Here is a 15108-nt window from a genome sequence, read left to right on the forward strand (position 1 = left end):
CCTAGCTTAAATTATCCAAATATATCACTATATTTTTTTATAACTTTTCTCATATCCCCCACCATGTAAAGAGAACCGCATACCAAAATTAAATCTTCTTTATCACAATAGGAAAGTGCTTTTTTATAGGCACTGTCATAATCTTGAAAATCTTCACAATTAGAATTATATTTTTCTATTACAGCTTTAAGTTTACCGGCATTCTCTCCTCTTTTGTCTTTCGGGGTAACTGCAATAACTTTTTTTGCAAGAGGTACAATAGTACTTACCATTTTTTCTACTTCTTTATCTGCCAATATGCCTAGTATCAAAATCATGTTATTATATTGAAAATAATTGCATACATTCTCCTTAAGCACTGAAATCCCCTGTATATTATGAGCTCCATCCACTACTACCAATGGATTTCTATTCATAACTTCAAGTCTTCCCTTCCAGCTTACATTATCTAATGCTTCTAATATAGAGTATTTATCCACTAAAATATTGTATTTTGACAATTGTTCTATGGTAAATAATGCTACTGCACAATTTAAAAGTTGATGCCTGCCTAAAAGAGATAGTTTGATGTCATAACTTGATTTCTTTGTAGATATTCTTATCTGCTGAACGTATTCCCCACTTCTGCTGTCAATTTTATTTTCACTTATAAAATTTGAAGAATCTATAGGAACCTTTATAAGTTCACTGCCCTTTTCCTCACATATCTTTTCTATAACCTTCTCAACAGATTCTTCCTGTGGATAAAATATCACAGGAATGCCTTTTTTAATTATCCCTGCCTTTTCATAGGCTATTTTCTCTAAAGTATCCCCTAGTATATTCATATGATCATAACTTATAGAAGCAATTACACTTGCTATAACTCCCCCTTGGCATTCCTTGGAAAAAGGGGGCATAACATTGGTAGAATCAAATCTTCCTCCCAGTCCCACTTCAATTACCGCTATATCAACTTTTTTATCCCAAAAATAACAAAACATGGCACAGGTAATTATTTCAAACTCTGTGGGATTATCATAGCCCAGTTGTAAAACTTTATCCACTGCCTCTGACACCTTAGTAACTACTCTGCTTAAATCGTCATGAGATACATTTTTCCCATTTACCTGAATTCTCTCCTCAAATTCCTCTAAATAAGGAGAAGTATACATACCTACTTTAAATCCAGCCTCTATTAATATGCTGTTTATCATTACAGTAATAGAGCCTTTTCCATTAGTTCCTGCCACATGTATCGCCTTTATTTTTTTGTGGGGATTCCCCAAAAGTTCCAGTATTTTTTCTGTTCTTTCAAGACCTAAGTTTACTCCAAATTTAGCAGTATTATTTATATACTGCAGTGTATCTTTATAATTCATAATGCCTCATCCCATATTTCATTTTAGACTTTCCAATCTTTCCATTACAGTCTTAAGCATTCCCCTATATTTATCCCCTTTTTTTCTCTCTCCATCCACAACAGACTTTGGTGCTTTTGAAATAAATTTTTCATTTGAAAGTTTACTATCCACTCTTTTTATTTCCTTTTCTAATTTCTCTTTTTCCTTATTCAGCCTTTCAATTTCTTTATCCTTATCCACAAGCTCTAAAAGAGGAATAAATAATTCAGCTCCTGTAGTAACTGCAGATACCACATTTTCTGAAACCTTATTTTTATCATCTAAAAATTCAATTTCACTGGCAGAAGCCAATTTCTTAAAATATTCTTCTCCATTTTTAAAAGTATCCAGTGCATTTTTCTCAGTTATATATACCAATAATTTTGCCTTTTTTGAAAATGGTACATTCATCTCCGCCCTTACATTTCTGATTGCTTTAATGGCTTCTATAATGTATTCCATATCCTTTTCTACTTTTAAATCTTTAAATTTATCATCGTATTCTGGCCAGGATGAAATAGTTATAGATTGACAGTCTGTATAAAGATGATCATATATTTCCTCTGTTATAAATGGCATTATAGGATGGAGCAACTTAAGAGAAGCAACAAGTACATCATTCAATACATTATATGCAATACCTTTTTCTTTTTCATCTTCACCGTACATAACCGGTTTTACAAGTTCTATATACCAGTCACAGAATTCTCCCCAGATAAAATCATATATTTTCTGCGAAGCTATTCCAAGTTCAAATTTTTCTATATTGTCAGTAACTTCTTTTACCAGAGTATTTAACCTTGAAAGTATCCACTTGTCTGCATCACTATACTCCCTGCACCCTTTGTATTTATCCATTATACCTTTATCTAAATTCATAAGTACAAATCGTGAAGCATTCCATATTTTATTGGCAAAATTCCTTGCAGATTCTACTCTTTCCGGGTAATACCTTATATCATTTCCCGGTGCATTTCCTGTAATAAGTGCAAATCTAAGTGCATCTGCCCCATATTCATTTATTACCTCTATAGGATCAACCCCATTTCCAAGAGACTTAGACATTTTTCTCCCCTCTGAGTCCCTTACAATTCCATGTATTAATACATTTTCAAAGGGGATATCATCCATACAATATAACCCGGAAAATATCATACGTGCTACCCAGAAAAATATTATGTCATATCCTGTAACCAAGGTATTATTAGGATAAAAGCATTTTAAATCCTCTGTATTTTCAGGCCACCCAAGGGTGGAAAAAGGCCACAGGGCAGAACTAAACCAGGTATCCAGCACATCTTTGTCCTGTTCTATATTGGTTGAACCACATTTACTGCATTTTGAAGGATCCTTATCACTTACTATAACTTCTCCGCAATCCTTGCAGTACCATACCGGAATTCTATGTCCCCACCACAGCTGTCTTGATATACACCAGTCCTGGATATTTTCCATCCAGTTAAAATAAGTTTTTTCAAACCTTTCAGGTATAAATTTAACCTTTTTATTTTTAACTACATCTAAAGCAGGTTTTGCAAGAGACTCCATCTTTACAAACCACTGCTTTGAAAGCATAGGTTCAATAGTAGTTTCACATCTGTCATGACAGCCTACATTATGTACATGTTCCTTTACTTTTACCAAAAATCCCTGTTCCTCCAGATCCTTTACCAATAATTTTCTAGCTTCATACCTATCAAGTTCATCATATTTGGTCCCTGGAAGTTTTACAGTACCATCTTCATTTAATACTATGATCTCAGGAAGATTATGTCTCTTACCTACATAATAGTCATTGGGATCATGAGCCGGAGTTATTTTTACAGCTCCCGTACCAAATTCCATATCTACATAATCATCAGAAACTATTGGTATCTCTCTATTTAAAATCGGAAGAAGTGCAGTTTTCCCTACTAGGTGCTTATACCTTTCATCTTTAGGATTTACCGCAATTGCTGTATCTCCAAACAGGGTCTCTGGTCTTGTAGTTGCTATTTCAAGATATTCATCACTATCAACTACTTTATATTTTATATGCCAGAAATAACCCTGCTGCTCACTATACTCAATTTCTGCATCTGATATGGCAGTATGGCATTTAGGACACCAGTTTATTATTCTATTTCCCTGATATATAAGATCTTCTCCATATAATTTTACAAAAAACTTTCTTACTGCTTTATTCAGTCCCTCGTCCATGGTAAATCTTTCTCGTGTAAAATCTACAGAACATCCTAATTTTTTTATCTGTTCTCTTATTCTGGCCCTATATTCATCAGTCCACTGCCATGTCCTCTCAAGAAAAGCTTCCCTTCCTATTTCTTTCTTCACTATTCCATCTTTTAAAAGTTCCTTTTCTACTTTAACCTCTGTGGCTATACTGGCATGATCCTCTCCCGGAATCCACAATGTAGTGTATCCCTGCATCCTTTTTGTTCTTATTATTATATCCTGAATGGTATCATCCAGCGCATGACCTAAATGCAGCTTTCCTGTGATATTTGGAGGCGGGATCACTATAGTATAGGACTTTTTTGTGTGATCTGCCTCAGGTGTAAAATATCCTTTTTCCTGCCAGGTATTATAAAGCCTTTCCTCAAATGCTTTTGGATTATAAGTAGTTGCCATTTCTTTTTTCTCTGACATTTAAATTCCTCCTCTTACAAATACAATTTCATTATAAAAAACCTCCATCCAATAAAGGACGGAGGTCCGCGTTACCACCTTTTTTCCTGTAAAACTACAGACTCTTAAAAAATAACGATTAAGAAACCGTCTTTACCTACTTGGATTTTCAGTAAAGAAACTCTAAAGCTACCTTGGAGATAATTCATATGGAAAACCTCTCAACTAATAAGTTCTCCTCTCTTTATACTCTATTATCTCTACTCCTCTTTTTCACAGTAATTATACTTAATTTAATTTTACATATTTTTATTATAACCTTAATTTTTAGGCTGTCAAGAAATTTTATTTTCAAAGGGGTCTTTCCACAAAAACCAAAGGAAAAGACATTCATGGCTTCGGACTATATATTACTAAAAAATTAGTTGAAAAAAATAATGGAACTATATCTGTAGAAAGTATCCCAGGAAAAACTAAATTTGTGATAAAGTTTAAAATAGATTAAATATATAAAACTCTTACATAGAAAAGAAACTAAAACATGGTACAATATTTACTAAAAGAATAAAAATGCACTCTCCTACAAAGTGCATTTTTGAACTAAAAGCTTTATAAAACATAGAGCGTATAAAAGACTTTCATAACAATAAAGGATGGCAATCTGCAATTTTTAGACTTTCAAGGAATTTTATTTAACAGTTTCTTTGGCAAAAGAATTGTTAACTATCTTGTCAAAGGAGGGTCTTTCTGGTATCAAATCAGCTTTATAGGACTGTATTATATCCATAAGCCTGTTTAAATCTTCTTCTTGTATAACAGGTGTATCTGCATAGGCATTTATATCCCTGTAATTTTTCACTACAGACTTCAATATGTCTTCACTGGTTCCAGGGAAAAATGATTTTATAGATTGGGCTACTTCCTGGTCACTGTGTTTCTTAACCCACATTTGCCCTTCATAAATGGCTTTAGTAAACCTTTGTATGGTTTCAGTATTCTTTGATATATAGGATTTTGTAGCAAAATAACAGGTATATGGAATTCTACCTGCTGATTTACCTATAGAAGCTGTTATATAACCATTGTTATCTTTTTGAAGCATGCTAGCTGTTGGTTCAAAGAGAGCCACATAATCTCCTGTATTAGCTTTAAATGCACCCGCTGTAGCAGTATAAGCCAGATTGGTTATTATATTTACATCCTTCCCTAGCTGTATGCCGTGATTTTTAAGTACATATTCCAGTGTCATCTCTGGAACTCCCCCAGGTCTCCCCCCAATTATAGTTTTTCCTTTTACAGATTCCCATTTAAAATTCTCTTCTTCACTTCTTCCTACCAGAAAGGATCCATCTGTAGAAGTTAACTGTGCAAAGATCACCGGAAAATCCTCTCTTTTCTGATTATATATATATATGATTTGTTCAGGTCCACAAAATCCTATGTCACAGCTACCACTTAATATCTGTTGCATAGTTTTATCCGCTCCCTGTCCTGTGGTAAGCTCTATATCTATACCCTGTTCCTTAAAAAACCCCTGATTTATGGCCACATACATAGGTGCATAAAAAGTAGATCTGGCTACTTCATTTAATTTTATAGTAACCTTGGAATTGCTATTTCTTTTACTTTGGCTGCACCCGGTAAAAGCAACTGCTATAAATATAAAAAACAATAAAATAGAACCAAGATACAGTTTTTTCTTTATCATATATCCTCCAAAATAATTTTAATATCAGTTCATAATATGTAGGTTATTATAATTATGTTAAAATAATTTTTTATAAACAATTATTGTATTTTAGTTGATTTTAGGAAAAATATATACTATAATAGAATTACACAAATAATAATTATTTATTAATAATAAATAGGAGGTAAATAATATGAATGCTTTAGAAATAAAAAAAGATATTTATTGGGTAGGAGCATTAGATCCAGATCTCCGAATATTTGATATAATAATGAATACTCCTTATGGAACCACTTATAACTCTTATGTGGTAAAAGGAAGCGAAAAAACTGCTGTATTTGAAACTGCCAAAGAAAGATTTTTTGATGAATTTATAGAAAGATTGAATTCTGCCAATGTAGATGTAAAAAATATAGATTACATAGTTGTAGATCATACAGAACCGGACCATTCAGGTTCTATAGCAAAATTATTAGATCTTTCACCTAATGCAAAGCTTGTAGGCTCTACTGCTGCCATTAGATTTATGAAGGCCATATCAAATAAAAAATTTGACTCTATTGTAGTAAAGGATGGGGACACGCTAGATCTTGGAAATAAAACCTTAAAATTTATTTCAGCACCATTCCTTCACTGGCCTGACTCCATATATACCTATGTTCCAGAAGATAATATACTAATTACCTGTGATTCCTTTGGAGCACACTACTGCAGTCCAAAGGTATTTAATGATTTAAATACAGATGAAGCAGGTTATATGGATGCTTTAAAATATTATTTTGATGGTATAATGGGTCCTTTTAAACCCCATGTACTTGAAGCAATAGATAAAATCAAGGATTTGAAAATTGATATTATATGTCCAGGTCATGGTCCTGTTTTAAGAAAGGATCCTTTAAAAATAGTAAACCTATATAAAGAATGGAGTACGCCTATAAAGCCAGGAAACAAAAAATATATAGTAATACCTTATGTATCTGCTTATGGATACACTGAATCTCTGGCAAACAAAATAACTGAAGGAATAAGATCCTTTGGAGATTTCGAAATCAAGACTTATAATGTAATTTATAGTGATATGAATGAAATACTTGAAAACATCGGAAAGGCAGACGGAATACTCTTTGGTTCTCCAACTATTAACGGAGATGCTTTAAAACCAATTTTTGATATATTGATTTCTTTAAATCCTATAGTACATGGTGGTAAGGTAGCTGCTGCCTTTGGATCTTATGGTTGGAGCGGTGAAGCTGTAAAGAATATTGAAGCCAGGTTACAACAGCTAAAAATGAACTTATTAACTCCAGGGCTTAGAGTAAATTTCAAACCATCTGAAGATGAATTAAATTCTGCATATGAATTTGGAAAAAGTTTTGCAAAAAAGGTTACTGAAAACTCAAAGGACGCATTAGAAACTCCACAAACCAAATCTACAAAAAAATGGAAATGCACTGTCTGCGGTTTTGTAGCTGAAGGTGATACTCCTCCTGAAAGCTGCCCTGTATGTCATGTGGATGCAAGTAAATTTGTAGAAGTATAATATATAAATTAAGAACTGTATATAGATACAGTTCTTAATCTACTACTAGAGAATCTTAGAATATTTGATCAATCCATCTTCTATATTTAATTTTATCATCTTCATTTCGTCTAAATATTCTATATAAGATCTAACTATCCTTTCCATTATAATATATTTACATATCCCACTTATGCTAATATGAAAATTTTTAATGGTATTTTTAACAATATCCTCCATAGTTATGCTTCCATCTATAACATTATATATCTTAGCTGCTATGTTTCTGTAGAAATTTATATTATCTTCTACAAGTTTCATAACATTATTATAGATTCCTTTATGTGCCACTATATATTTTTCATATTTAAAGTTATATATTTTCCCTTTACTTTTTAAGTCCTTACTTATAGTATATGTATATGGCAATTTAGCTCCTTCCATAACTTCATAACTTATAATACTGTCACCTAAATATATCACATTATCAGGAGTAACAATACATATATGTGCAGGACTATGCCCTGGTGTAGGAATGATTTTAAATTTAATTCCATATATATATATATATTCTTGATTGCCCGAAATTATAATATCTGTATTACATACCATATTACCAAAATTTTCTTTAATATCTGATAATGTCTGATAACCATAATAAAATTTTAGATTATCTATGGAACTACAGATAAACGCTTCATATTCTGGCATAGCAATAATACAATTATATTTTTTTTTAAAATACATATTATTACCCACATGATCTACATGAGCATGACTACATATTATGGCAACCAATTTTAAACTATGTACCTCTAAAAGTTTTTCTATCCCTTTAGTTTCCTCCCCAGCAAGTCCCGAATCCAGCATAATAATCTCTCTATCATTAATTTTATAGAAAGGTATATATGTCATTCCCGTATCAATGCAATATGTATTTCCTTTTACTTTTTTTATGATCATATATTGTATTTAGTAACTATATCTTAAATATAAAATTACTAAATTCCCCCTTCCATCCATAATCTCTTATAATCATCAACATAAGTAAGTGAATATTCACAATATAAATTATAAAACTAAAAATTTATTATATCAAGTTAAAATATTTTTGGTTTTACAAATATTTTATAAGTTCATATAGCTTACATCCATAGTAAAAATACTATAAATGGACGATAAAAACAAAGTTCAAAGGCTATAGGAATAAGATAAAGGCTATTAGAGGATATCTCATAGCCTTTATCTATTTATACAAGTTGCTGCCGATAAATGTTTTAGAAAAATTAGTTTAATATATTGTTGACTTCAATTAGGTTAATCTTACCCTAATGTAGCTGTATAATTTACAATAACACATAGCTAATCCTGAAAAAACTTTTAAATAGCTGATAAAGTCATCAAGAAAAATTTTTGTAGTTATCTGTTAGTGAAAATTATAATAGTACATATAGAAAATGCTATTCTATTTATTGGCATTTTCCGCAAACACTGCTTTTGGAATAATTTTTTCTTTACAACTCTCTAATTCCACTTCATTTTCCATAGACTTAAATGCCACGGATAACATGAGCTTTAACCTGTTTAGCTGGTTTACTTCACTGGCTCCTGGATCATAGTCTATTGCGGCAATATTACTGCCTGGATATATTCTTTTCAGTTCTTTTACCATGCCTTTACCTGTTACATGATTAGGCAGACACGCAAAAGGCTGCATACATACAATATTTTTAGTTCCACTCTTTATAAGTTCTATCATTTCAGCAGTTAAGAACCATCCTTCTCCTGTCTGATTCCCAATAGACAATATTTTTGAAGCATCTTCTGCCATCTTCCTAATATCAGAAGTTTCACTAAAACGCTGACTATTTTTTAATGCAGCTTTCATATGCCTTCTGAAATATTCAATAAACTTTATAGCACTATCTTTTATAATTTTATTAAAGTAACTTCCAGACAGATACTTATATTTAAATCCTGCATCGTAGGCACAGTACAAGAAAAAATCCATTAAATCAGGAACTACCACTTCTACTCCTTCACTTTCTAAAATATCCACAATATTATTATTGGCTGTAGGATGAAATTTTACCAATATTTCTCCCACTACCCCTACCCGTGGTTTGACTATAGATTTTATTTCCAGATTGTCAAAATCCTCTACTATATTATAAATATTTTCTTTGAATTCTCTATGGCTTCCATTTACTACATTCTTTTTACACTCTTTCACCCATTCTTCATATAAGAGATTTGCAGAACCTTTTATTTTTTCATAAGGCCTCACTCTATATAAAACTCTCATAAAAAGATCCCCATATAGAAGTGCCATCATGGACTTATTTACAAGTCCTGCTGTAATTTTAAACCCAGGATTTTTCTCTAAGCCTGCTACATTTAGGGATATAACTGGTATTTTCTCCATACCTGCTTCCTTCAAAGCTTTCCTTAAAAATCCTATATAATTTGTAGCTCTACATCCTCCTCCTGTCTGAGATAATATAACAGAAGTGTTTTCCATATCATATTTACCCGATTTTAAAGCTTCTATCAACTGTCCTATTACTATTATAGACGGATAACATGCATCATTATTTACATACCTTAGACCTTCCTCTACAGCCTTTTTATCTACAGAAGGTAATATTTCCAGCTTATATCCAGATTCTCTAAACGCCTCCTGTAAAAATTGAAAATGTATAGGTGACATCTGGGGACACAATATAGTATGGGTTTTTTTCATTTCTTTTGTAAAAACTATCTTTTTATAGCTCTCCTGAAGTTTATTGGGTTTAAAACCATGCTTTTCCCTTTCTTCAATGGCTGCCTTCAAAGAACGTATTCTTATTTTAACCGCCCCTAAATTACTGCCTTCATCAATTTTCAATACTGTATATATCTTTTCATATTTATTAAGTATTTCTTTAACCTGATCTGTAGTAACTGCATCTAAGCCACATCCAAAAGAATTTAACTGTATCAATTCCAAATTTTCCTGAGTTGCTACAAAGCTTGCTGCAGCATAAAGTCTGGAATGATATACCCATTGATCTACTACTCTAAGTGGCCTATCCACCACTCCCAAATGAGCTACAGAGTCCTCTGTTAATACAGCCATATCATAGGAAGTTATTATATTCGATATTCCATGGTTTATCTCAGGATCCACATGGTAGGGTCTTCCTGCAAGAACTATACCTTTTTTTCCTGTATCTCTAAGATATTTTATTGTTTCTTCTCCCTTTAATCTTATATCATCCTTCATCTTTTCCTGCTCTTCAAAAGCTTTTTCCAGTGCATTTGATATTTCTTTCTTAGATATATTAAATTCCTTCAATTCATCCCTGAGTCTTTTTACAAGCCTCGTCTTATTATCTAGTGCCAAGAAAGGATTCTTAAAATTGATATTTTTTTCTGTTATTACATCCATATTATTTTTTATAACCTCAGGGTAGGAAGTTACCATAGGACAATTATAATTATTATCTGCTCCCTGCTGTTCTTTTTGCTCATTTGGTATACAAGGATAGAATATAAAATCTATATTTCTGTTTATCAAATCCATTATATGCCCATGAACTATTTTCGCAGGATAACAAGCTGACTCAGAAGGTATTGTTTCTATACCCATTTCATAAACGTGTTTTGAGGAACGGGAAGACAATTCCACCCTGAAACCAAGCTCTGTAAAAAATGTAAACCAAAATGGATAGTTTTCATATAAATTTAAAACCCTGGGTATGCCTACTTGTCCTCTTTTAGCCTGGCTCCTTTTAAGAGGAACATAGTCGAATGTCCTATGATATCTATAATCAAAAAGATTTGGCATCTTTAAGGTATTATTCTTCTCTAAGCCAGCGCCTCTTTCACACCTGTTTCCTGATATGAATTCCTTTCCATCTGAAAATTTATTTATAGTAAGAAGACAATTATTTGAACATTTACCACATCTTTTCATATTGACTTCTGTAATAAAATCACTCAATTGTTTTTCACCTAACAGAGTGCTTTTATGAACTCCATCATATCTTTCTTTTGCAATAAGTGCGGCTCCAAAGGCTCCCATAAGACCTGCTATATCAGGTCTTACCGCTTCCCGTTCAGATATTATTTCAAAAGCCCTTAATACGGCGTCATTATAGAAAGTTCCCCCTTGAACTATTATTTTTTTTCCCAAATTCTTAGGATTTGTTATCTTTATTACTTTAAATAAAGCATTTTTTATAACTGAATAGGAAAGTCCTGCAGATATATCTCCCACAGAGGCCCCTTCTTTCTGCGCTTGTTTAACTCTAGAATTCATAAAAACAGTACATCTGGAACCTAAATCCACCGGTTTTTTAGAGTATTGTGCAGAAGCTGCAAAATCTCTTACATCCATATTCAAGGATTTAGCAAAAGTTTCTATGAAAGAACCACATCCAGATGAACAAGCTTCATTTAACATTATACTGTCGATTATTCCATCTTTCACCCTGAGACATTTCATATCCTGTCCACCAATATCCAATATAAATTCCACTCCAGGTTGAAAAAATTCTGCAGCCTTATAATGGGCCACAGTTTCCACCTCTCCTATATCTACAGATAGTGCAGCTTTAGTTAGACTTTCTCCATAACCTGTAACTGCAGAATTTACTATTTTGGCATCTTTAGGCAGTTTTTTATACAAATCCTTCAATATATTTACAGCAGATTTTAGCGGATTTCCATTGTTACTTCCATAAAATGAATATAATAAATTACCCTTCCCATCTATAAGAGCTGATTTAGTAGTGGTTGATCCCACGTCTATTCCTAAATAGCAGTCCCCTGCGAAACTTTCTAAATCTTTTCTTTTTATTTTACTTTTGTCATGCCTTTCCTTAAACTCGTTAAATTCTTCTTTATCTTTAAAAAGAGGCCTTAATATCTGAATTTCATTATTTAAGGAATTATTTAAGTGTGGTAATCTATCTACTAAATTTTTAAAAGAAATAATTTCTTCATTTTTTGAAGATAATGCTGCTCCCATTGCCACAAAAATCTGAGAATTTTCAGGAAAAATAACTTCATTTTCGCTAAGCTTTAAAGTTTCTATAAATCTCTTTCTAAGCTCTGACAGAAAATACAAAGGTCCCCCTAAAAAAGCAACATTACCTTTTATAGACTTGCCGCAAGCAAGCCCACTTATAGTTTGATTTACTACAGACTGAAATATGGATACCGCAATATCTTCTTTTTTTGCCCCTTCATTTAAAAGGGGTTGAATATCAGTTTTGGCAAACACTCCACATCTGGCAGCTATAGGATAAATAACTTTATATTCCTTAGCCAGTTCATTTAATCCCTTTGCATCTGTCTGAAGAAGAGATGCCATTTGATCAATAAATGCCCCTGTACCACCTGCACAAGTTCCATTCATTCTCTGGTCAATTCCTCCATCAAAAAAAGTTATTTTGGCATCTTCCCCTCCAAGCTCTATAGCTACATCAGTATCCGGGATAAATTTTTCTATGGTATTAGTACATGCTACTACTTCCTGAATAAAAGGTATATCAAGCCACTTGGACACAGACAATCCTCCAGAACCCGTAGCCATAACAGTTATATTAGCATCTTTTAACTTTTCATAAGCATCTTTGATAACCTTAGCTATAGTACTTTTTATATCAGAAAAATGTCTTTGATATTTACTATAGATTATACTGTCTTTTATATCTGAAACAACTATCTTTACTGTGGTGGAACCTACATCTAGACCTACACGAAATAAATTTTTCATACTTAATCACCTTTTAAAATTAATAATTTAAACTGAATTTACAAACTTTAAAATACTAGGTATTTAAAAAATGTTTTACTTTGAAATAGCCTCTTTTAAAATGTTATTATTTCTATTATGTACCATATAGTGCTAATACAAAAAATAACCCTATTCTTGTATACGGTTAAATTATCAATACTAATACTCTGATTTATTTAATAAAAACTACTTTCACTTATATTATAACATATGTGCGTATATGTGCAATTCCAATATCTCCTATAGTCACACTTGTAATAAGCCTATAAAGTTTACTTTATGCCTGAAAGACCTTTAACACTATACTATATCTATTCATATACTAAATTATATATTAATTTTTAACTAAATTTAAAATTATGAACTCTATCAGCTGTAATTACTTCTGATGTAAGGAGATGATACTTTGGACAAATTAACCCTTAACAATATATACATGAACTATCATTCATTGAAAAATTCTACTAAAGCCTTGGAAGACATAAGTTTTACTATAAAAAAAGGAGAATTTTTAAGTATAGTAGGCCCTTCTGGATGTGGTAAAACTACACTTTTAAATATAATAGCCGGCCTTATAAAGCCTTCTTCCGGCGAAATATATATAGATGATGAAAAAATATCTTCATTTTCCCATAAAATGGGCTATATGTTTCAAAAAGATCAATTATTTGAATGGCTAAATATATGGAATAATATATTGATTGGCATTAAAATACAACATAAATCTATAAATACCTATAAAACCAAATTGGAAACTTTATTAAAAGATTATGGATTGTGGGACTTCAGATATCATTATCCACAGGAATTATCCGGCGGTATGAGACAAAAAGTAGCCCTCATAAGGACCCTTGCTCTTGACCCTGAAGTACTCCTTCTTGACGAGCCCTTTTCCTCTTTAGATTATCAGACTCGATTAAACATAAGTGATGAAATATTTAAAATAATAAAAAATGAAGGTAAAACTGCTATAATGGTAACTCATGATATTTCAGAGGCCGTATCTATGTCAAATAGAATTATAGTCCTCTCTAAAAGGCCGGCTAAAATAAAGAAGATATTCAATATAACTTTTAAAGAGTACCATGATTCCCCTTTAAAATGTAGAGAAGATCCAGAGTTTAGGATTTACTTTAACCATATATGGAAGGAGTTGAACTATTAATGATGGATTACAAACAAGAGCACGAGCTTTATATAAAAAACATAAACAGGCGAAAGAAAAAAATTACATTATTCAGAATAGTAATTTTGATAGCTTTTTTTGTTTTGTGGGAAGTTGCAGGAGATTTAGGATGGATAGATCCTTTTTTGACCAGCACTCCTTCTAGAATGTATAAAAATCTTATAACACTTTATCTTGAAGGGACACTATTTACACACATTGGAATAACCTGCCTTGAAACAATATTAGGTTTTTTGTTAAGTACGGCTCTTGGAACTTTAATTGCCATAATTCTTTGGTGGTCTGAATTTATTTCAGATATACTAGACCCTTATATAGTAGTATTAAATGCCCTTCCAAAAGTTGCTCTGGCTCCTATAATAATATTTTGGGTAGGTAACGGAATTTCTGCCATTATATTAGTTACAGTATTAATTTCCATAATTGTAACCATATTAACTGTATTAAATGGCTTTAAAGAAGTAGATAAGGATAAAATCACTCTTCTTAAAACTTTTGGTTCTTCAAAACTCCAGATCCTAACTAATCTTATAATACCTTCTTCAGTCCCTACTCTAATTTCATCCCTGAAAATAAATGTAGGACTTTCCTGGGTAGGAGTAATAATGGGAGAATTTTTAGTGGCAAAAGAGGGATTGGGATTTCTAATAATATATGGAGGACAAATATCACAGTTAGATACAGTTATGGTGAGCATAATTATACTTTCAATATTAGCTTATGTTATGTATATTTCCATATCCTTTGCTGAAAAAAAACTTAGAAAGTTAATATTTCATTAGTGTGCCCTTTCAGGTTTTAAAGAGAGCCTTTGGCTTTCTTTAAAACTTATGTATCCCATGGTTTTACCTTCCTATACATAACAGAATTAGGATTAAATTATTGGTATATTTTTTTAAAAAATGGATATAAATTTACTAA

Annotated in this window: 8 protein-coding genes, 1 pseudogene and 1 other annotated feature; of the genes and pseudogenes, 4 read left to right on the forward strand and 5 right to left on the reverse strand. The window is 31.9% G+C overall.

Going from position 1 to position 15108, the window contains the following annotated elements:
• Positions 1-11: 11 nt before the first annotated feature.
• Positions 12-1361, reverse strand: a complete 1350-nt coding sequence (locus V7Q02_RS01625) for a bifunctional folylpolyglutamate synthase/dihydrofolate synthase (protein WP_333859211.1) — start codon at positions 1359-1361, stop codon at positions 12-14.
• A gap of 18 nt (positions 1362-1379) precedes the next feature.
• A complete protein-coding gene (locus V7Q02_RS01630; RefSeq protein WP_333859212.1) occupies positions 1380-4028 on the reverse strand; it encodes a valine--tRNA ligase in 2649 nt (882 codons plus the stop codon).
• Between the two features lie 51 nt (positions 4029-4079).
• Positions 4080-4293 (reverse strand) — a binding site (T-box leader).
• Positions 4294-4371: 78 nt separating this feature from the next.
• Here V7Q02_RS01630 and V7Q02_RS01635 point away from each other — a divergent pair.
• Positions 4372-4512 (forward strand): annotated as a pseudogene (locus V7Q02_RS01635) (ATP-binding protein); the annotation flags it as partial.
• Between the two features lie 183 nt (positions 4513-4695).
• Here V7Q02_RS01635 and V7Q02_RS01640 read toward each other — a convergent pair.
• The gene (locus tag V7Q02_RS01640; protein ID WP_333859213.1) at positions 4696-5715 is read right to left on the reverse strand and encodes an ABC transporter substrate-binding protein; all 1020 of its coding nucleotides are present in this window, start codon (positions 5713-5715) and stop codon (positions 4696-4698) included.
• A 175-nt stretch (positions 5716-5890) separates the two neighbouring features.
• On the opposite strand from V7Q02_RS01640, the gene V7Q02_RS01645 reads away from it, so the two are divergent.
• On the forward strand, positions 5891-7237 hold the full coding sequence (locus V7Q02_RS01645) for a flavodoxin domain-containing protein (protein ID WP_333859214.1): 1347 nt from the start codon (positions 5891-5893) through the stop codon (positions 7235-7237).
• Positions 7238-7282: 45 nt separating this feature from the next.
• Here V7Q02_RS01645 and V7Q02_RS01650 read toward each other — a convergent pair whose 3' ends face one another.
• Positions 7283-8179, reverse strand: a complete 897-nt coding sequence (locus V7Q02_RS01650; RefSeq protein ID WP_333859215.1) for an MBL fold metallo-hydrolase — start codon at positions 8177-8179, stop codon at positions 7283-7285.
• A 502-nt stretch (positions 8180-8681) separates the two neighbouring features.
• A complete protein-coding gene (locus tag V7Q02_RS01655; protein WP_333859216.1) occupies positions 8682-12980 on the reverse strand; it encodes an acyl-CoA dehydratase activase-related protein in 4299 nt (1432 codons plus the stop codon).
• Between the two features lie 427 nt (positions 12981-13407).
• Between V7Q02_RS01655 and V7Q02_RS01660 the strand changes: the two genes are divergently transcribed.
• Both V7Q02_RS01660 and V7Q02_RS01665 read left to right on the forward strand, forming a co-directional pair.
• The gene (locus tag V7Q02_RS01660; protein WP_333859217.1) at positions 13408-14166 is read left to right on the forward strand and encodes an ABC transporter ATP-binding protein; all 759 of its coding nucleotides are present in this window, start codon (positions 13408-13410) and stop codon (positions 14164-14166) included.
• Positions 14166-14969 (forward strand): ABC transporter permease, encoded by an 804-nt coding sequence (locus tag V7Q02_RS01665; protein WP_333859219.1) that lies wholly within the window; start codon positions 14166-14168, stop codon positions 14967-14969. Before V7Q02_RS01660 ends, V7Q02_RS01665 begins: the two co-directional genes overlap by 1 nt.
• The last annotated feature ends 139 nt before the right edge of the window (positions 14970-15108 follow it).

This window comes from Clostridium sp. (genome assembly GCF_036781005.1).
Classification (GTDB): Bacteria; Bacillota; Clostridia; order Clostridiales; family Clostridiaceae; genus Clostridium_B.